At 70.3% G+C, this 18301-nt stretch carries 17 protein-coding genes; 13 read left to right on the top strand and 4 right to left on the bottom strand.

What is annotated here, in order from left to right:
• Positions 1-157: 157 nt before the first annotated feature.
• From OG242_RS23005 to OG242_RS22995, 3 genes are read left to right on the top strand one after another with little or no spacing between them, the layout of a single operon-like run.
• The gene (locus OG242_RS23005) at positions 158-790 is read left to right on the top strand and encodes an AIM24 family protein (RefSeq protein WP_405901702.1); all 633 of its coding nucleotides are present in this window, start codon (positions 158-160) and stop codon (positions 788-790) included.
• The gene (locus tag OG242_RS23000) at positions 790-1440 is read left to right on the top strand and encodes an AIM24 family protein (protein ID WP_405899949.1); all 651 of its coding nucleotides are present in this window, start codon (positions 790-792) and stop codon (positions 1438-1440) included. The genes OG242_RS23005 and OG242_RS23000 overlap by 1 nt, the downstream gene beginning before the upstream one ends.
• Positions 1437-2201, top strand: coding sequence for an AIM24 family protein (locus tag OG242_RS22995; protein ID WP_405899948.1), 765 nt, complete (start codon positions 1437-1439; stop codon positions 2199-2201). Before OG242_RS23000 ends, OG242_RS22995 begins: the two co-directional genes overlap by 4 nt.
• 50 nt (positions 2202-2251) lie before the next feature.
• Here OG242_RS22995 and OG242_RS22990 read toward each other — a convergent pair whose 3' ends face one another.
• Complete coding sequence (locus tag OG242_RS22990) at positions 2252-3457, bottom strand: RNA-guided endonuclease InsQ/TnpB family protein (protein ID WP_405899947.1); 1206 nt, start codon at positions 3455-3457, stop codon at positions 2252-2254.
• 218 nt (positions 3458-3675) lie between these two features.
• Here OG242_RS22990 and OG242_RS22985 point away from each other — a divergent pair, with 218 nt between their 5' ends.
• Positions 3676-4146 (top strand): MarR family winged helix-turn-helix transcriptional regulator, encoded by a 471-nt coding sequence (locus OG242_RS22985; RefSeq protein ID WP_405899946.1) that lies wholly within the window; start codon positions 3676-3678, stop codon positions 4144-4146.
• A gap of 310 nt (positions 4147-4456) precedes the next feature.
• On the opposite strand, the gene OG242_RS22980 is transcribed toward OG242_RS22985, so the two are convergent.
• Positions 4457-4861, bottom strand: coding sequence for an ATP-binding protein (locus OG242_RS22980; protein ID WP_405899945.1), 405 nt, complete (start codon positions 4859-4861; stop codon positions 4457-4459).
• Between the two features lie 208 nt (positions 4862-5069).
• On the opposite strand from OG242_RS22980, the gene OG242_RS22975 reads away from it, so the two are divergent.
• Positions 5070-5936, top strand: coding sequence for a helix-turn-helix domain-containing protein (locus OG242_RS22975; RefSeq protein WP_405899944.1), 867 nt, complete (start codon positions 5070-5072; stop codon positions 5934-5936).
• Complete coding sequence (locus tag OG242_RS22970; protein WP_405899943.1) at positions 5933-6148, top strand: DUF397 domain-containing protein; 216 nt, start codon at positions 5933-5935, stop codon at positions 6146-6148. Before OG242_RS22975 ends, OG242_RS22970 begins: the two co-directional genes overlap by 4 nt.
• 82 nt (positions 6149-6230) lie before the next feature.
• Here the strand turns inward: OG242_RS22970 and meaB are convergent, their stop codons facing one another.
• Both meaB and OG242_RS22960 read right to left on the bottom strand, forming a co-directional pair.
• Positions 6231-7190, bottom strand: coding sequence for a methylmalonyl Co-A mutase-associated GTPase MeaB (gene meaB, locus OG242_RS22965; RefSeq protein ID WP_405899942.1), 960 nt, complete (start codon positions 7188-7190; stop codon positions 6231-6233).
• A gap of 40 nt (positions 7191-7230) precedes the next feature.
• Complete coding sequence (locus OG242_RS22960) at positions 7231-8433, bottom strand: acetyl-CoA C-acetyltransferase (protein WP_405899941.1); 1203 nt, start codon at positions 8431-8433, stop codon at positions 7231-7233.
• Between the two features lie 293 nt (positions 8434-8726).
• Here OG242_RS22960 and mce point away from each other — a divergent pair, with 293 nt between their 5' ends.
• The 7 genes from mce to OG242_RS22925 all read left to right on the top strand — a co-directional run bounded on the left by mce (position 8727) and on the right by OG242_RS22925 (position 18297).
• Complete coding sequence (gene mce / locus OG242_RS22955; protein ID WP_405899940.1) at positions 8727-9155, top strand: methylmalonyl-CoA epimerase; 429 nt, start codon at positions 8727-8729, stop codon at positions 9153-9155.
• A gap of 132 nt (positions 9156-9287) precedes the next feature.
• Positions 9288-13082 (top strand): polarized growth protein Scy, encoded by a 3795-nt coding sequence (gene scy, locus OG242_RS22950; RefSeq protein WP_405899939.1) that lies wholly within the window; start codon positions 9288-9290, stop codon positions 13080-13082.
• A gap of 185 nt (positions 13083-13267) precedes the next feature.
• On the top strand, positions 13268-14206 hold the full coding sequence (locus tag OG242_RS22945) for a cellulose-binding protein (protein ID WP_405899938.1): 939 nt from the start codon (positions 13268-13270) through the stop codon (positions 14204-14206).
• 93 nt (positions 14207-14299) lie between these two features.
• Entirely contained in the window at positions 14300-15292 is a 993-nt protein-coding gene (locus OG242_RS22940) for an ABC transporter ATP-binding protein (RefSeq protein ID WP_405899937.1), read from the top strand.
• Between the two features lie 2 nt (positions 15293-15294).
• The gene (locus OG242_RS22935; RefSeq protein WP_405899936.1) at positions 15295-16074 is read left to right on the top strand and encodes an ABC transporter permease subunit; all 780 of its coding nucleotides are present in this window, start codon (positions 15295-15297) and stop codon (positions 16072-16074) included.
• 145 nt (positions 16075-16219) lie between these two features.
• Positions 16220-17428: an ABC transporter ATP-binding protein gene (locus OG242_RS22930; RefSeq protein WP_405899935.1), complete on the top strand. Its 1209-nt coding sequence runs from the start codon at positions 16220-16222 to the stop codon at positions 17426-17428.
• Complete coding sequence (locus tag OG242_RS22925) at positions 17425-18297, top strand: ABC transporter permease (protein ID WP_405899934.1); 873 nt, start codon at positions 17425-17427, stop codon at positions 18295-18297. The genes OG242_RS22930 and OG242_RS22925 overlap by 4 nt, the downstream gene beginning before the upstream one ends.
• Positions 18298-18301 lie beyond the last annotated feature (4 nt).

Below are 18301 nucleotides of genomic sequence, written 5' to 3'. Positions count from 1 at the left end.
GCGGGAGGCGGTCCGCGCCCGCCGGTTCCGTGAGAAGTACGTCCCGATTGCGTCCGGGTCCCGTACCGGATGCGTATCAGGGGCGGTCCGGGGCGCCCGATCGCGGGGCTACCCCTGTTCCGGCGGCGGTTGCTGCCGCTATTTTCAGCGGGTGGCAATGTTCCGGCTTGAGGGAAGCAAGACGCTCGCCGTCGATCTGGCAGGCGATGCCGTCAAGGCGAAGAACGGCTCGATGGTCGCGTACGAGGGCCAGATGTCGTTCAAGAAGATGACGGGCGGCGGTGAGGGACTGCGCGGGATGGTGACCCGCCGGCTGACCGGTGAGTCGATGGCGGTGATGCAGGTCACCGGGCAGGGCACCTGCTACTTCGCGGACCGGGCGAGCGAGATCAACCTCGTCTCGCTGCACGGCGACAAGCTGTACGTCGAGGCGAGCAATCTGCTCTGCACCGACGCGGGGCTGCGCACCGGCACCACGTTCACCGGGCTGCGCGGCGGGGCGTCCGGCAACGGCCTGTTCACCACCACCGTGGAGGGGACCGGCCAGGCGGCGATCATGTCGGACGGCACGGCCGTGGTGCTGCGGGTCTCGGCGCAGTACCCGCTGTTCGTCGACCCGGGCGCGTACATCGCCCATCAGGGCAGCCTCCAGCAGCACCTGCAGTCCGGGGTCAACTTCCGGACGCTGATCGGCGAGGGCTCGGGCGAGTCCTTCCAGATCCGTTTCGAGGGCGAGGGACTGGTCTACGTGCAGCCCAGCGAGCGGAACACGATCGGGGGGAACGTCTGATGCCCTTCCGGGAGATCAACTCCAAGATGGTCGAGGCGACGGTGGTCCCCGGCCAGAAGATGTTCAGCCAGCGCGGGGCGATGCTCGCGTACCGGGGCGAGGTGGCGTTCACGCCGAACATCCAGGGCGGCCAGGGCGGCATGATGTCGATGATCGGCCGCCGGATGGCGAACGAGGCGACCCCGCTGATGACGGTCGAGGGCAACGGCACGGTGATGTTCGGCCACGGCGGCCACCACATCCACGTGATCAGCCTGTCCGGGGACACCCTCTACGTGGAGGCGGACCGGCTGCTCGCCTTCGACGGGTCGCTCCAGCAGGGCACGATGTTCATGGGCTCGCAGGGCGGGGTGATGGGCATGGTGCGCGGCCAGGTGACCGGGCAGGGCCTGTTCACCACGACGCTCACGGGGCACGGCGCGGTGGCGGTGATGGCGCACGGCGGGGTCGTCGAGCTCCCGATCGCGCCGGGCCGCGACGTGCACGTCGACCCCCAGGCGTACGTGGCCCACCACGGCCAGGTGCGCAACAAGCTCTCCACCGCGCTCGGCTGGCGCGAGATGGTGGGACGCGGCTCGGGCGAGGGCTTCCAGCTGGAGCTGAGCGGCAGTGGTGCGGTGTACGTCCAGGCGTCGGAGGAGAAGCTGTGAACGGGCCCGTGGTCTTCGACCCGATGACGCTGCCGTCGGACGACAACGTCAACGCGTACACCTTCTGCGTGGAGCTCAAGGGGAGCCAGTGGTTCCTGCAGAAGGGCAAGATGATCGCCTACTACGGGCAGATCAACTTCGACGGCATCGGGCACGGCCGGTTCGAGCGGCTGGTCCGGTCGAGCTTCCACTCGCCGCTGCACGCGAGCGACTGGGTGGTGGCCGAGGGCAGCGGCAAGATGCTGCTCGCCGACCGGGCGTTCGACGTGAACTCCTACGACCTGGACGACGGCAACCTGACGATCCGCTCCGGCAACCTGCTCGCCTACCAGCCGTCCCTGGCGCTGAAGCAGTCGATCGTGCCCGGGTTCCTGACGCTGATCGGCACCGGCAAGTTCGTCGCCGCGTCCAACGGTCCGGTGGTCTTCATGGAGCCGCCGCTGCGGGTGGACCCGCAGGCGCTGGTGGGCTGGGCGGACTGCCCCTCCCCCTGCCACCACTACGACCACGGCTACATGACCGGCCTCATGGGCGGGCTGCGCGCGCTCACCGGGATCGGCGGGGCCTCCGGCGAGGAGCACCAGTTCGAGTTCGTGGGCGCCGGTACGGTGCTGCTCCAGTCTTCCGAGGCGCTGATGGCCGAGCTGTCGACGGGGGCGGTGCCGCAGCAGGCGGGGGTGCCGGGCGGCGGTGCGCGGCCGGGCACGACTCCTCGGGCGCCCGGTCAGCTGGGGGACCTCCAGCGTCGCTTCGGGATTTGAAACCTCCCCTCCCTGGCGGGAGGGGATTTCTGGCTCACTTCGCCTGACCCCTAGCAGGGGGCAGGGCTTACGAGATCAGCACCAGCCGGGTTGAGACCAGCCCGGACGAGCATCACGCGGGCGGAGTTCTTGTCCCTGGGAGAGACGGCTCCGCACGCGGTGCACGTATACGTTCGTTCGGAGAGGGGGAGTGCGTGCTTGGTTCTCGCTCCGCACTGTGCGCAGTCCATGGTGGTGTGCGCGGGGTGGACAAGGTGCACGGTCCTGCCGTGCTTGCGGGCCTGCTCGATCAAAGCCGTCTTGGTGGCGGCGATCGCCGCGTCGGCGGCCTTACGGGCCATCGTGGTCTTCGCGAGGAACTTCGGACGAAAGTCCTCCACCGCGAGCTGGTCGAAGTCACGCACGACGGCCTTGGCCCACTTGCGAGCGGTGTCGGTCCGCTGACGGGCAGTCTTCTTGTGGAGCCTCGCTACGGCTTTGCGGGCCTTGCGATAGCCGACGGTGTCGGGACAGTTCTTCGGCGTCTTCCTGCGGGCCATCATCCGCTGATAGCGGGAGAGCTTCCGCGCGGCCGTCTTCCCATGCTGGGCGTGCGGGAGGTCGTGAGCATCAGAGGTGGTGGTCGCGGTCTCCCGCACACCCCAGTCGACACCGATCGCCCGCCCGGTGGCGGGCAGCGGCTCGGCCTCGGTGGCGACGACGAACGAGCAGTACCAGTGCCCGAGGCTGTCCTGGTACACCCGGACCGACGACGGCGTGGACAGAAGATCACGGGACCACACCACCCTCAGCACGATCCCACCGGCCAGGTGCAGATGCCCGTCCCTGATCCGGAATCCGCGAGTGGTGTAGTTCAGCGTGGGCAACGCGTCACGCTTTCGCTTGATCCGCGGCATCCCTGCACGCCGCCGCATCGGCAGACCGGCCTTGATGTCCTTCAGCGCCTTGGCGCGGCACTTGGCGAAGTCCCGGATGACCTGCTGCTGCGGCACCGAAGCACCCTCCCGCAACCACGCCACCGATGCCCGGGCCTCGGTCAGCAACCTGTCCAGCTGCGCCGGACCACACGTGACCTTTTCCAAGGCTCCCCGGTTCGCGGCGTGGACCTTACGGGACATCGCCACGCACTCGTTCCACACCCACCGGCAGCGCGCCCACTCGGCTTCCAGCCGGGCGAGGGCGGTCGTCGACACACGAAGCCGGAAGGTGTACCGGGCATGCCCCACTCCCTGCTCGGCCGCCTCTGCCGTCGTCATGATCCGCAACCTAACAGTACCCACCGACAACAGAGAGAGTGCAGGTCAGAAGCCACTTTTCTCCTGCCTCAGGGACGAGACATCTCGGGATGCCTTGAGTGACCGGTAGTCTGCGGAGTGTGACGTCGAACATCTGCGCCCCATACCGACCCGTACCGTGCCAGGCGTCACGCCTCCACCTTTCGTCCGGCTTTCAACTTCTTAGGTAGAATCCATACATGGAGACCGAGACGGCCACCCGCTGGCTGAGCGACGCCGAGCAGTGCGCCTGGCGCACCCATCTGGACGTCGGCAGGCTGCTGACCCACCAGCTGGAGAAGGACCTCCAGCCGTTCGGCCTGACCATGAACGACTACGAGATCCTCGTCAACCTCTCGGAGTCGGAGGACCGCCGAATGCGGATGAGCGACCTCGCGGGCGCCACTCTCCAGTCCAAGAGCCGCCTCTCCCACCAGATCACCCGCATGGAGAGCGCGGGCCTGGTCCGCCGCGAGAACTGCGAGTCGGACCGCCGGGGTCTGTACGCGGTCCTCACGGAGGAGGGTGCGGAGACGATGCGGAAGGTGGCGCCGCACCATGTCGCGTCGGTCCGCAAACACTTCATGGACCTGCTGTCGCCGGAGGCGCTGGCGGAGCTGCATGCGGCGTTGGCGCCGGTGGCGGAGCATTTGCGGGGACAACGGGGGTAACGGCTGTTACGGCCGGGCCCGCACCACGAGCCCGGCCCAGGCGCCTTCACGCCCGCCGGCCGCCTTCGGGGAAGGCTACTGAAAGTCCTCCGTGGGCCGGACGACGAAGTAGCTGGTGAGCACTGCCCTGTAGCTCGCGTGCCGCGTCCGACCGCCATGCTTCAGGCACCAGTCCTGCACGGACCCCTTCTCCACCGTTTCCGGGGACCGCTCACCACACGACATGCACCACGCATGGGCCAAGTCCTGTACGGCGTCGGGGTCCAGAGCCAGCGTGTGGTCTACGTACCGCATTACGGACCTCATCTCCTCACACGACTTTCTTGGTCCGGATCTCAGCCCACGCCGTCTTGCCCATGACCCGCTCCGTCACGCCCCACGACGCGGACAGGGCCGCCACGATTCCGAGCCCCCGGCCGGACGCGGCCAGGGGGCGCACGGCACGACGCATGCGCGGGATCCCGTCGCCGACGTCCCGCACTTCGATCCGTACGCGCTCCGAGTCCTGGTCGAGCGTGACCTCGACCTGCCGGTCGCGAGCCGTCCTGCCGTGCACTACGGCGTTCGCGACCAGCTCCGAGACAACCTGCACAAGGTCGTCCGACAGCCCGACGCGACCGGCCGCGCCGATGAACGTACGCGCGAACTCGCGCGCCCTTCCGACGCTCGCCTTGACTCGCGGATACCGAACACTTAACCGGTGAGTACTGCTCATGTGGCCCCCTATCGCGGGTGCTGCCCTGTGTGACGGAACGTCACCTTCCTTGCGCCACCGATGGGTCGGACCCATCGGCGAGCACCCAACCACCATGCACCTTGGAGCCACCAAAGTGTCAAGTCCCTATTTCGGTGGTCTCTGCTGAGCGTTGCTGCAACGGGTCGGCGTCGGGCAGACTGACCCAGGACAGAGGGGAGGTCGAGGAGTGCCGATCACTTACAACCCGACCATCCGGCAACGACGGCTGGCGCGAACGTTGCGGGATCTGCGTTTGAAAGCCGGTTTGAAACACTCGGACGCTGCGGAAGTCCTCGGCTGCGCGGAGTCCAAGATGACCAGGATTGAAAATGCTCAATCCGGAATCCGGTTGCTTGATCTCAGAGCACTGCTCGATGCATACAACGTCACGAACGGAACGCAACGCGCCGAGATCGAGAAGCTATCGAGAGACGCCAAGTGCAAGGGCTGGTGGGCCCAATACGGGAACGTCGTCGACTCCGCATACGCGGCTTACATCGCGATCGAGTCGGATGCCTCCGAGATTTATGACGTCGAGACCAGCTTGATTCCGGGGCTCTTGCAAACTCCCGCATACACAGAGGCTGTCATCAAGGTTCAGGTACCGGACGCCTCGGACGAACACATCAGCACGATGGTCAAAGTGCGCGAGGAGCGCCGTAAGGTTCTCGGCGGAGACAACCCCATCCACCTTTGGGTCATTCTCGCGGAGTCGATACTGAGACATGCCGTCGGCAGCGCGGATGTAATGCGCGAACAGTTGGAACATCTTCTCGCGGCCAGCGAAGAAACCAGCATTGAGCTGCAAATCCTCCCCAGCGAAAGCGCATTGAACGCGGCACTGTTCGGGCCGTTCGTCATCATGAGCTTTTCCTCATCCTCGGAGTCGGATGTTGCGTACACGGAGTCGACTACGGGCACCGTGTACTACGAGGAACAAACCGACACTGAGGTATATCAGACGCTGTTTCGGCGCCTCAATGTGGCAGCGTGCGATGTGAGTAAATCCAGGGCCTTGATCCGCAGGGCCATAGCAGAAACGGCAGACAAGTGACGAACACGAACCCGATCCCTACGGAAAACCTCGTCTGGGTAAAGTCTTCATTTTCCGGCAATCAGGGCAACTGCGTGGAGGTCGCCAACCTCCCCGGCGGTGGTCGGGCGGTTCGCGACTCGAAAGACCAGAGCGGTCCTGTCCTCGCGTTCGCCGATGGCGAGTGGCGAGCGTTCATCGACGGTGCCCAGGCCGGAAAGTTCAACGCCTGACGACCGCGGCTGAGGGAATACGTGTGAGCGCGTGCCGGGAAGTCCCGGCACGCGCTCACACGTATGGAAGCCGAACGCGCCGTCAGCTCTCGCCCGTCAGCCCCGCCACCAGTTCGTCCGCCGCCGCGTACGGGTCCAGGCGGCCCGCCACGATGCGTTCGGCCAGGGCGTCGAGGCGGCGGTCGCCGTGCAGGCTGCCGATGCGCTCGCGGAGGCGGGTGACCGCGATCGTCTCGACCTCGCGGGCGGCGCGGGCCGCGCGCCGTTCGCCGAGGACCCCGCGCTCCTCCATCCACGCCCGGTGCTTCTCCAGGGCCTCGACCACCTCGTCGACGCCCTCGCCCCGGGCGGCGACCGTCTTCACGATCGGCGGCCGCCAGTCGCCGGGGCCCCGGGACTCCCCGAGGCCCAGCATGTGGTTGAGCTCGCGGGCGGTGGCGTCCGCCCCGTCCCGGTCGGCCTTGTTCACGACGTACACGTCGCCGATCTCCAGGATTCCGGCCTTGGCCGCCTGGATGCCGTCGCCCATGCCGGGGGCGAGGAGTACGACCGAGGTGTCGGCCTGGGAGGCGATCTCCACCTCGGACTGGCCGACGCCCACGGTCTCCACCAGGACCACGTCGAAGCCCGACGCGTCCAGCACCCGGATGGCCTGCGGGGCCGCCCAGGCGAGGCCGCCGAGGTGGCCGCGGGTCGCCATGGAGCGGATGTAGACGCCCGGGTCGGACGCGTGGTCCGACATCCGGACCCGGTCACCGAGCAGCGCCCCGCCGGAGAACGGCGAGGACGGGTCCACGGCGAGCACGGCGACCCGCTTGCCCTGCCGCCGGTACGCGGAGACGAGCGCCGACGTCGACGTGGACTTGCCGACGCCCGGCGAACCGGTCAGGCCGACGACGTAGGCGTTGCCCGCCAGCGGCGCCAGGGCCGCCATCACCTCGCGCAGCTGCGGCGAGGCCCCCTCCACCAGGGAGATGAGCCGGGCCACCGCCCGCGGTCCGCCCGCGCGGGCCTGCTCCACCAGGGTGGGGACGTCCACCATCACCGCTCCGTTCCGCTCGCTGTCTGTTTCCGTACCGCTGCTACTTGCCCGGCACGCGCAGGATCAGCGCGTCGCCCTGGCCGCCACCGCCGCACAGCGCCGCCGCACCGGTGCCGCCGCCGCGCCGCTTGAGCTCCAGCGCCAGGTGCAGCACCACGCGGGCGCCGGACATGCCGATGGGGTGGCCGAGCGCGATGGCGCCGCCGTTGACGTTGACCTTGTCCGAGGTGACGCCGAGGTCCTTCATGGACTGGACGGCGACGGCCGCGAACGCCTCGTTGATCTCGATGAGGTCGAGGTCCTCGACGCCGATGCCCTCCTTCTTCAGGGCGTGCCGGATGGCGTTGGACGGCTGCGACTGGAGCGAGTTGTCCGGGCCGGCCACGTTGCCGTGGGCGCCGATCTCGGCGATCCACTCGAGGCCCAGCTCCTCGGCCTTGGCCTTGCTCATGACGACGACCGCGGCGGCGCCGTCGGAGATCTGCGAGGAGGTGCCCGCGGTGATCGTGCCGTCCTTGGCGAAGGCCGGGCGCAGCTTGCCGAGGGACTCGGCGGTGGTCTCGGGGCGGATGCCCTCGTCCTTGGAGAAGAGGACCGGGTCGCCCTTGCGCTGCGGGATCTCGACCGGGGTGATCTCGGCCTCGAACAGGCCGTTCTTCTGGGCGGCGGCGGCGCGCTGGTGGGACAGGGCGCCGATCTCGTCCTGGGCGGCGCGGCCGAGGCCGAGGCGGGTGTTGTGCTTCTCGGTGGACTCGCCCATCGGGATGTTCTCGTAGGCGTCGGTCAGACCGTCGTACGCCATCGAGTCGAGCATCTCGATCGCGCCGTACTTGTGGCCCTCGCGGGACTTGGGGAGCAGGTGCGGGGCGTTCGTCATGGACTCCTGGCCGCCGGCCACGACGACGTCGAACTCACCGGCGCGGATGAGCTGGTCGGCCAGGGCGATGGCGTCGAGCCCGGAGAGGCACACCTTGTTGACGGTGAGCGCGGGGACGTTCATCGGGATGCCGGCCTTGACCGCGGCCTGGCGGGCGGGGATCTGGCCCGCGCCGGCCTGGAGGACCTGGCCCATGATCACGTACTCGACCTGGTCGCCGCCGATGCCGGCCCGGTCCAGCGCCGCCTTGATGGCGATGCCGCCGAGGTCCGCGCCGGAGAAGGTCTTCAGGGAGCCGAGGAGCCGGCCCATGGGCGTCCGCGCGCCCGCGACGATCACGGAGGTGGTACCGGTCGTTCCTGACATGAGGCACAGCCCCTTGGAATAGATGTGAACGAGGGTGGGAGGGGCCGGCATATGAGGGGCGGCGTCACAGGCCCTGGCACGCACATCTGCGGCGTTGTCGTCGGTCGGCGTGGCTCCGCCACGCCTCCCTCCTCCGCCTTGCAGCTGCACGCACCAGGCCCTGCTCCTTCTTCCACCCCTCATATGCCGGCCCCTCCGCTTGAATGTACTGAGCGGTACCCGCCCCGTCATCCGCCCGCGAGTGTGATCGCGCGCACGTTGCGTAACCATCCGCCGCGCGCTGCACTGGTTCCATGCTGACGCGAATCGACCACATCGGGATCGCCTGTTTCGACCTCGACGAAACCGTCGAGTTCTACCGCTCGACCTACGGGTTCGAGGTCTTCCACTCCGAGGTCAACGAGGAGCAGGGCGTACGCGAGGCCATGCTCAAGATCAACGATACGTCCGACGGCGGGGCCTCCTGCCTCCAGCTCCTGGAGCCCACCCGGGAGGACTCGGCCGTGGGCAAATGGCTGGCCAAGAACGGGGAGGGAGTGCACCACATCGCCTTCGGTACGGCGGACGTCGACGCCGACGCCGCGGACATCCGCGAGAAGGGGGTCAGGGTGCTGTACGACGAGCCCAGGACGGGTTCGATGGGGTCCAGGATCACCTTCCTCCACCCCAAGGACTGCCACGGCGTGCTCACCGAACTGGTCACGGCGAAGACGGAGCACTGACCCCAGCCATACCCGCCCGGTAGAGTGGGCTCTTCCGGGCCGGGGCCGGGTCGGGGGCGCGCCGCGTCCCCAGCCGTTGATCTGTCACCATTCCCCGAACGTTGAGAGCTCGGGGAAGGATGGGACCGCGCAGTGCGGGGCTACGAACGCCAGGAGAGCCACCGGGCTGAAGACGACCATCTCTCGCGGTTCGAGGCCGAGATGGACCGGCTCAGGACCGACCGGGAGAAGGCTGTCCAGCACGCCGATGACCTCGGTTACCAGGTCGAGGTCTTGCGCGCCAAGCTGCACGAGGCTCGGCGCAGTCTGGCGATGCGTCCCGCGTACGACAGCGCGGACATCGGCTACCAGGCGGAGCAGTTGCTCCGTAACGCCCAGGTCCAGGCCGAGCAGCTGCGCAGCGACGCCGAGCGCGAGCTTCGCGACGCCCGCGCCCAGACGCAGCGCATCCTCCAGGAGCACGCGGAGCACCAGGCCCGGCTCCAGGCCGAGCTGCACAACGAGGCCGTGCAGCGCAGGCAGCAGCTCGACCAGGAGCTGGCGGAGCGCCGCCAGACCGTCGAGTCCCACGTCAACGAGAACGTCGCCTGGGCCGAGCAGCTGCGGGCCAGGACCGAGTCGCAGGCCCGCCGACTCCTGGAGGAGTCCCGCGCCGAGTCCGAGCAGGCGCTGGCCGCCGCCCGGGCCGAGGCCACCCGGCTGTCCGAGGAGACCCGTCAGCGGATCGGCTCGGAGGCGGAGTCCGCCCGCGCCGAGGCCGAGTCGATCCTGATGCGCGCCCGCAAGGACGCCGAGCGGATGCTCGGCGCAGCGGCCGGACAGGCGCAGGAGGCCACGAGTCACGCGGAGCAGCTGCGGCTGTCGGCGACGGCCGAGACCGAGCAGACGCGGCAGCAGACCACCCAGCTGAACCGGGCCGCCGAGCAGCGCATGCAGGAGGCCGAGACCCGGCTGCGGGAGGCCCGGCTCGAGTCCGAGAAGGTCCTCGCCGAGGCCAAGGAGGCCGCGGTCAAGCGGCTGGCCGGTGCGGAGTCGCAGAACGAGCAGCGCACCCGTACGGCGAAGGCGGAGATCGCCCGGCTCGTCGGCGAGGCGACCAAGGAGGCCGAGACCCTCAAGGCGGAGGCCGAGCAGGCGCTCGCCGACGCCCGCGCCGAGGCCGAGCGGCTGCGCTCCGAGGCGGCCGAGGCCGCGCGCACCGCCGCCGCCGAGGACGCGGCCGCCCAGCTGGCGAAGGCGGCCCGGTCCGCCGAGGAGATCCTGACCAAGGCCTCCGAGGACGCGAAGACGGCCACCCGGGCGGCGGGCGAGGAGGCCGAGCGCATCCGCCGCGAGGCGGAGGCCGAGGCGGACCGGCTGCGCGGCGAGGCCGCCGAGCAGGCCGACCAGCTCAAGGGCGCGGCCAAGGACGACACCAAGGAGTACCGGGCCAAGACGGTCGAGCTGCAGGAGGAGGCGCGCCGGCTGCGCGGCGAGGCCGAGCAGCTGCGGGCCGAGGCGGTCGCCGAGGGCGAGCGCATCCGGGGCGAGGCCCGCCGCGAGGCCGTCCAGCAGATCGAGGAGGGCGCGAAGACCGCCGAGGAGCTGCTCGCGAAGGCCAAGGCCGACGCGGAGGAGCTGCGCGGCGCCGCGACCACCGAGAGCGAGCGCGTCCGCGGCGAGACAGCCGAGCGGGCCGCGACCCTGCGCAAGCAGGCCGAGGAGGCGCTCGACCGGGCCCGCGCCGAGGCCGAGCAGCTGCGCACGGAGGCCGAGGAGCAGGCCGGGGCGACGAGGACCGCGGCCGATGAGGCGGCGTCCGCGCTGCGCGAGGAGACGGAGCTCGCGGTCGCGGCCCGGCAGTCGGAGGCGGCCGACGAGCTGGCCCGGCTGAAGGACGAGGCCGAGACCCGGGTCACCGCCGCCGAGCAGGCGCTCGGTGAGGCGCGTACGGAAGCGGAGCGCGTCCGGCGCGAGACGAACGAGGAGTCCGAGCGGCTCCGGGCGGAGGCCGCCGAGCGGCTGCGGACGCTCCAGGAACAGGCCGAGGCCGAGGCCCAGCGGCTGCGCGACGAGGCCGCGGCCGACGCCTCGCAGTCCCGTGCGGAGGGCGAGTCCGTCGCCGTACGGCTGCGCACCGAGGCGGCCACCGAGGCGGAGCGGCTGCGGACCGAGGCGCGGGAGAGCGCCGACCGGATGCGGTCGGAGGCCGCCGCCGCCGCGGAGCGGGTGGGTGTGGAGGCCGCCGAGGCGCTGGCCGCCGCCCAGGAGGAGGCCAACCGGCGCCGGCGCGAGGCCGAGGAGACGCTGGACGCCGCCCGCACCGAGGCGAACCAGGAGAGCGAGCGGGCCCGCGAGCAGAGCGAGGAGCTGCTGGCGTCCGCGCGCAAGCGGGTCGAGGAGGCGCAGGCCGAGGCGCAGCGCCTGTCCGGCGAGGCGGAGACCCGGGCCGCCGAGCTGGTCGCGGCGGCCGAGCAGACCGCCCAGCAGGTGCGGGATTCGGTCAGCGGGCTCCAGGAGCAGGCCGAGGCGGAGATCGCCGGGCTGCGCTCCACCGCGGAGCATGTCGCGGAGCGGACGAAGTCGGAGGCCCAGGAGGAGGCCGACCGGCTGCGGGCCGACGCGCACGCGGAGCGGGAGCGGGCGAGCGAGGACGCCTCCCGGATCCGCCAGGTGGCCAAGGAGGAGACGGACGCCGCGAAGGCGATGGCGGAGCGTACGGTCTCCGACGCGATCGCGGAGTCCGAGCGGCTGCGCGCCGACACCGCCGAGTACAGCCAGCGCATGCGCACCGAGGCGTCGGACGCGCTGGCGTCGGCCGAGCAGGACGCTGCGCGCAGCCGGGCGGAGGCCCGCGAGGACGCCAACCGGATGCGCACCGAGGCGGCCGCCCAGGCGGACCTGCTGGTGTCCGAGGCGACCGCCGAGGCGGAGCGGATGCGCACCGAGGCGGAGCGGCAGGCTGCCAGGACCGGCGACGAGGCGGCGGGCGACGCGGAGCGGATGCGTGCGGAGGCGGCGGCCACCGTCGGGTCCGCGCAGGAGCACGCGGCGCGTACGCGCGAGGAGTCGGAGCGGCTGCGGGCCGACGCGGAGGCGGCGGCCGAGCAGATGCGGGCCGAGGCGCGCCAGGAGGCGGACCGGCTGCTCGACGAGGCGCGCGAGGCGGCGTCGAAGCGGCGGGCGGATGCGGCCGAGCAGGCGGACCAGCTCATCAACAAGGCCCAGGAGGAGGCGCTGCGCGCCGCCACGGAGGCCGAGGAGCAGGCCGACACGATGGTCGGCGCGGCCCGCAAGGAGGCCGCGCGGATCACCTCCGAGGCGACGGTCGAGGGCAACTCGCTGGTGGAGCGGGCCCGGACGGACGCGGACGAGCTGCTGGTCGGTGCGCGCCGGGACGCCACCCAGATTCGGGATCGGTCCGAGGAGCTGCGCGCCCGGGCGGATGCCGAGGTCCAGGAGCTGCACGACCGGGCGCGGCGGGAGACGTCCGAGCAGGTCAAGACGGTCGGCGAGCGCGTCGACAAGCTGATGAAGGCGGCGACCGAGCAGCGTGAGGAGGCCGCGGCGAAGGCCAAGGAGCTGTTGGCGGACGCCAATTCGGAGGCCAGCAAGGTCCGGATCGCCGCCGTGAAGCGGGCCGAGGCGCTGCTGAAGGAGGCCGAGCAGAAGAAGGCCAGCCTGGTGCGCGAGGCCGAGCAGCTGCGGGCGGACGCCGAGGCCGAGGCGAAGCGCGTGGTGGACGAGGGCCGGCGCGAGCTGGAGGTTCTGGTGCGCCGGCGCGCGGACATCAACACGGAGATCTCCCGTGTCCAGGACGTGCTGGAGGCGTTGGAGTCTTTCGAGACCCCGGGGGCGGGCGGTAAGGGCGGCGCCGCACCGGCCGCCGGCGTCAAGGCCGGGGCCTCTGCGGGCACTCGATCGAGTGGCAAGCAGTCCGATGGGTAGCCAACCGGCCGTCGTCCGTGGTTCCGCATGGACCGTAACGCGTCCGAGTGGCAAGGGTTACCGGGGTCAGCCACTCAAAAGGGGTGTCATTCTCCAGATCAAACCGGCATCTGCTCGATGACACGCCGTTCCGGCCCCTAGGATTCCCTCTATCACCTCACCGGTCTCACTTCGACAGGAACCCCATGAGTGACCCTTCCTCCCCCTTCGGCTTCGAACTCGTGCGGCGTGGTTACGACCGCGGTCAGGTGGATGACCGCATTACCAAGCTCGTCGCCGACCGTGATAGTGCTCTCACCCGCATCACTTCGCTGGAAAAGCGCATCGAGGAGCTGCACCTCGAAACGCAGAACGCCCAGGCCCAGGTGAACGACGCGGAGCCGTCGTACGCGGGTCTCGGCGCGCGTGTGGAGAAGATCCTCCGCCTGGCCGAGGAGGAGGCGAAGGACCTGCGCGAGGAGGCCCGTCGCGCCGCCGAGCAGCACCGCGAGCTCGCCGAGTCCGCCGCCCAGCAGGTGCGCAACGACGCCGAGACCTTCGCCGCCGAGCGCAAGGCCAAGGCCGAGGACGACGGCGTCCGCATCGTCGACAAGGCCAAGGGTGAGGCCACCGCGCTGCGTACCGACGCGCAGAAGGACGCGGCCCAGAAGCGCGAGGAGGCCGACGCCCTCTTCGAGGAGACCCGCGCCAAGGCCGCCCAGGCCGCCGCGGACTTCGAGACCAACCTCGCCAAGCGCCGCGACCAGTCGGAGCGCGACCTCGCGTCCCGTCAGGCCAAGGCCGAGAAGCGTCTCGCCGAGATCGAGCACCGCGCCGAGCAGCTCCGCCTGGAGGCCGAGAAGCTCCGCACGGACGCCGAGCGCCGGGCCCGTCAGACGGTGGAGACCGCGCAGCGCCAGTCCGAGGACATCGTGGCCGACGCCAACGCGAAGGCGGACCGCATCCGCAGCGAGTCGGAGCGCGAGCTGGCGGCCCTCACCAACCGCCGCGACTCGATCAACGCGCAGCTGACCAACGTCCGCGAGATGCTGGCGACGCTGACCGGTGCCGCGGTGGCCGCCGCCGGCACCCCCGCCGACGAGGAGCCCGCCTCCCGAGGCGTCCCGGCCCAGCAGACCCGCTGATGCAGCAGACCCGCTGATTCCGGTTGTCGTACCCGTGTGCCCGGTTCCGCCTTTGTGGTGGCGCCGGGCACGCGGTCGTTCTAGCGTGAACGCATGATCGAGCTGGATGGCCTCACGAAGCGCTTCGGGAACAAGGTCGCCGTCGACCAGTTGTCGTGCGTGATCAGACCGGGAATGGTGACGGGTTTTCTGGGGCCCAACGGGGCGGGCAAGTCCACCACGATGCGGATGATGCTCGATCTCGACAACCCCACCAGCGGTTCCGTGCGCATCGACGGCAAGCACTACCGCGAGCTCTCGGAACCCCTGAAGTACATCGGGGCGCTGCTGGACGCCAAGTCGATGCACGGCGGGCGCAGCGCGTACAACAATCTGCTCTGTCTGGCCCAGAGCAACCGCATCCCCGCACGCCGGGTGGCGGAGGTCCTGGAGACCGTCGGTCTGACGGCGGTGGCGAAGAAGAAGTCCAAGGGCTTCTCGCTCGGCATGGGCCAGCGCCTGGGCATCGCGTCGGCGCTGCTCGGTGATCCCGAGATCCTGATGTTCGACGAGCCGGTCAACGGGCTCGACCCGGAGGGCATCCACTGGATCCGGAACCTGATGAAGACGCTCGCCTCGCAGGGCCGGACGATCTTCGTCTCCTCACACCTGATGAGCGAGATGGCGCTGACCGCCGACCATCTGATCGTGATCGGTCAGGGCCGGCTGCTCGCCGACACCTCGATGGCCGATTTCATCCATGAGAACTCGCGGAGTTACGTGCGACTGCGCTCCCCGCAGCAGGAGCGGCTGCGCGATGTGCTGCACCAGGAGGGCGTCGTCGCGGTCGAGGCCGCGGGCGGCACGCTGGAGGTGGACGGTGCCACCACCGAGGACCTGGGCGAGCTGGCGGCCCGGCACTCGATCGTGCTGCACGAGCTGAGCGCCCAGCGGGCGTCGCTGGAGGAGGCGTTCATGCAGATGACGGCGGGCTCGGTCGAGTACCACGCCCACTCGGAGCCGGGCGGCGGCGCACCGCCGCCGCCGGAGGGCCCGCAGTGGGGCGGGACGTGGAACCAGCAGCCCGGCAACGGCAAGGAGGCGTGACGATGGCTTCGGTCCCCGCGGTCCTGACCTCCGAATGGACCAAGATCCGGACGGTCTCCTCCACCACCTGGACGCTGATCTCGGCCTTCCTGGTCACCATCGCGATCGGCGCGGCCCTGTCCGCGGTGATGAACGCGCAGTTCGACGATCTCTCCGAGGCGGAGCGGCTGACCTTCGACCCGACGTTCGTCAGCTTCTCCGGGATGATTCTCGGCCAGCTGGCGATGGTCGTGTTCGGGGTGCTCGTCGTCGGTACGGAGTACAGCTCGGGCATGATCCGCACCTCGCTGGCGGCCGTGCCGCAGCGGGCGACCTTCCTGTTCAGCAAGATGCTGGTGGCCGGGGTGCTGGCCCTGGTGGTCGGCCTGATCACGAGCTTCGTCACGTTCTTCCTGGGCCAGGCGCTGCTGGGCGACCACGGTACGGACATCGGCGCGGACAACGTGCTGCGGGCGGTCGTGGGCGGCGGCCTCTACATGGGGCTGATCGCGGTGTTCTCCATGGGGGTGGCGGCGATGCTGCGCAGCTCCATGCTGTCGCTGGGCATCCTGATGCCGTTCTTCTTCCTGGTCTCGCAGATCCTGTCGGCGGTGCCGGGCGCCAAGAAGGTCGCCCAGTACTTCCCGGACCAGGCGGGCTCCAAGATCATGCAGGTGGTGCCGGACGCGATGAACAGCGACCCGGCGCCGTACGGGCCGTGGGCCGGGCTGCTGATCATGGTGGGCTGGGTGGCGGCCGCGGTGATCGGCGGTTTCCTCCTGCTGAAGAAGCGGGACGCCTGACCGGGGGCGGGCCCCGCCCGGGCGGGACTCGCCCCGTAACGACTTGGCCGGAACCGTCAAGGCGTGGATATCCTCCTAACTCTTACGGGGGCGTACAGCCGGACGGCGTGTGCCCCGACGACAGATAAGTCGATGGGGCTGGAGCATGATCGAGGCAGTCGGCCTGACCAAGCGCTATGGCGCGAAGACGGCCGTGTACAACCTTTCCTTCCAGGTGCGGCCGGGGGCCGTCACCGGATTCCTCGGTCCCAACGGGTCCGGCAAGTCCACGACGATGCGGATGATCCTCGGCCTGGACCGGCCGACGTCCGGCCGGGTGACCATCGGCGGACACGACTTCCGCAGCCTGCCGAACGCGCCCCGCCAGGTGGGCGCCCTGCTCGACGCGAAGGCCGTGCACGGCGGCCGCAGCGCCCGCAACCACCTGCTCTCGCTCGCCCAGCTGGCCGGTATCCCGGAGGCCCGGGTCGACGAGGTGCTGGGCGTCGTGGGTCTCCAGGACGTGGCCCGCAGGCGTTCCAAGGGCTTCTCGCTGGGCATGGGGCAGCGCCTGGGCATCGCGGCGGCGCTGCTCGGCGACCCGCAGGTGCTGCTCTTCGACGAGCCGGTCAACGGCCTCGACCCGGAGGGCATCCTCTGGGTCCGCAACCTGATGCGGATGCTGGCGTCGGAGGGCCGCACGGTCTTCGTCTCCAGCCACCTCATGAGCGAGATGGCGCTGACCGCCGACCACCTGATCGTCATCGGGCGCGGCCAGCTGATGGCCGACATGAGCGTCAAGGACTTCATCTCGGCCAACTCGGCCGACTTCGCCCGGGTCCGCGTCCCGGACGAGACGCCCGAGCAGCGGGAGAAGCTGACCACCACGCTGACCGAGGCGGGCGGACAGGTCATGCCCGAGCCGGACGGGGCCCTGCGCGTGACCGGTCTGCGCCTGCCCCGGATCAGCGACCTGGCCCACGAGTCGGACGTCCGGCTGTGGGAGCTGTCGCCGCACCAGGCGTCGCTGGAGGAGGCGTACATGCGGATGACGCAGGGCGCCGTGGACTACCGCTCGACCGCCGACCAGAAGGCCCACCTCCAGCAGCAGCCGCCGTACGCGGGCTACGGGCAGCAGCCGGGGTACGCCCCGCCGCCGCAGCAGCAGCCCGCCCCGGACGTGCCGCAGCAGGGCTGGTACGCCCCGCCGCCGCCCGGCGAGAACCCGTACGCGGCCGCCCCTGCGCCCGCCGCCCCGGCGCAGGCGCCCACGCCCCCGGCCGACGCCCCCGCGCCCACCGCTCCCGCCCCGGCGGCGCCCGCCGCGGCCCCCGCAGACCTGACCAAGCGCGACACCAGCGAGGACCCCCGATGACCACGCCGTCCACGCCGCCGGCGCCGCAGGCGCCGTACCAGCAGGCCGCACCGCAGCAGGCGTACCAGCAGCCTCGCGGCTTCTACACCTCGCCGATCCCCGTGCGTCCCGCGACGCTCGGCGACGCCATCGCCTCCGAGTGGACCAAGATCCGGTCCGTGCGCTCGACCATGTGGACGCTCGGCGTCATGACCGCGCTGCTGCTGGTCATCGGGGTGCTCACGGCCGTCGCGGTCTCCGCGTCCGACTCGGAGATGGACGACACCCCGGTGCTGAGCCTCGGCTTCTTCGGGGTGCTGCTGAGCACGATCTGCGTGATCACGCTCGGCGTGATGACGATCGCCTCGGAGTACGGCACCGGCATGATCCGTACGACGCTGACGGCCTGCCCGAGCCGGGGCCGGGTGCTCGGCGCCAAGGCGCTCGTCTTCTTCCTGCTGACCTTCGTCCTCACCACGGTGATGACGTCGCTGGTCGCCCTGATCCAGTCGTCCATGCTGGACGCGGCCTCGCCCTCCGGCGCGGAGTGGCTGCGCGCCACGATCGGCGTCAGCCTCTACGTGGCGACGCTGGGGCTGCTCGCCCTGTCGGTCGGCGCGCTGATCCGGCACTCGGCCGGGGCGATCACGATCATGATCGGCGTGGTGCTGCTCCCGCTCGTGCTGGCGCTCTTCATGTTCGCGAGCTCGCTGGAGGGGCTCCGGGACGCGCTGCTGGAGTACTCGGTCCCGAACCAGCTGAGCGTCTTCTACGACAACTCGGTCTCCTCCTCCGGCCCGTCCGGCTGGGATCCGCTGTGGATCATCATCGGCGTGACCGCGGTGGCGCTGGGCGGCGCCTACCTGGCGATGAACCGGCGCGACGTCTGACGTC

It is taken from the genome of Streptomyces sp. NBC_00727, assembly GCF_045161745.1.
Lineage (GTDB): Bacteria > Actinomycetota > Actinomycetes > Streptomycetales > Streptomycetaceae > Streptomyces.
The sequence above is the reverse complement of the archived record's forward strand: the minus strand, read 5'-3'. Positions and strand labels throughout refer to the sequence as shown.

Excerpts from the sequence above, each read along its gene's own strand:
- OG242_RS22940 (WP_405899937.1), top strand. The coding sequence starts at position 14,300 with ATGATCGAGCTGGATGGCCTCACGAAGCGCTTCGGGAACAAGGTCGCC.
- OG242_RS22960 (WP_405899941.1), bottom strand. The coding sequence starts at position 8,433 with ATGTCAGGAACGACCGGTACCACCTCCGTGATCGTCGCGGGCGCGCGG.
- OG242_RS23005 (WP_405901702.1), top strand. The coding sequence starts at position 158 with ATGTTCCGGCTTGAGGGAAGCAAGACGCTCGCCGTCGATCTGGCAGGC.
- meaB (WP_405899942.1), bottom strand. The coding sequence starts at position 7,190 with ATGGTGGACGTCCCCACCCTGGTGGAGCAGGCCCGCGCGGGCGGACCG.
- OG242_RS22945 (WP_405899938.1), top strand. The coding sequence starts at position 13,268 with ATGAGTGACCCTTCCTCCCCCTTCGGCTTCGAACTCGTGCGGCGTGGT.
- OG242_RS22980 (WP_405899945.1), bottom strand. The coding sequence starts at position 4,861 with ATGAGCAGTACTCACCGGTTAAGTGTTCGGTATCCGCGAGTCAAGGCG.
- OG242_RS22935 (WP_405899936.1), top strand. The coding sequence starts at position 15,295 with ATGGCTTCGGTCCCCGCGGTCCTGACCTCCGAATGGACCAAGATCCGG.
- OG242_RS22925 (WP_405899934.1), top strand. The coding sequence starts at position 17,425 with ATGACCACGCCGTCCACGCCGCCGGCGCCGCAGGCGCCGTACCAGCAG.
- mce (WP_405899940.1), top strand. The coding sequence starts at position 8,727 with ATGCTGACGCGAATCGACCACATCGGGATCGCCTGTTTCGACCTCGAC.
- OG242_RS23000 (WP_405899949.1), top strand. The coding sequence starts at position 790 with ATGCCCTTCCGGGAGATCAACTCCAAGATGGTCGAGGCGACGGTGGTC.
- OG242_RS22990 (WP_405899947.1), bottom strand. The coding sequence starts at position 3,457 with ATGACGACGGCAGAGGCGGCCGAGCAGGGAGTGGGGCATGCCCGGTAC.
- OG242_RS22985 (WP_405899946.1), top strand. The coding sequence starts at position 3,676 with ATGGAGACCGAGACGGCCACCCGCTGGCTGAGCGACGCCGAGCAGTGC.
- OG242_RS22930 (WP_405899935.1), top strand. The coding sequence starts at position 16,220 with ATGATCGAGGCAGTCGGCCTGACCAAGCGCTATGGCGCGAAGACGGCC.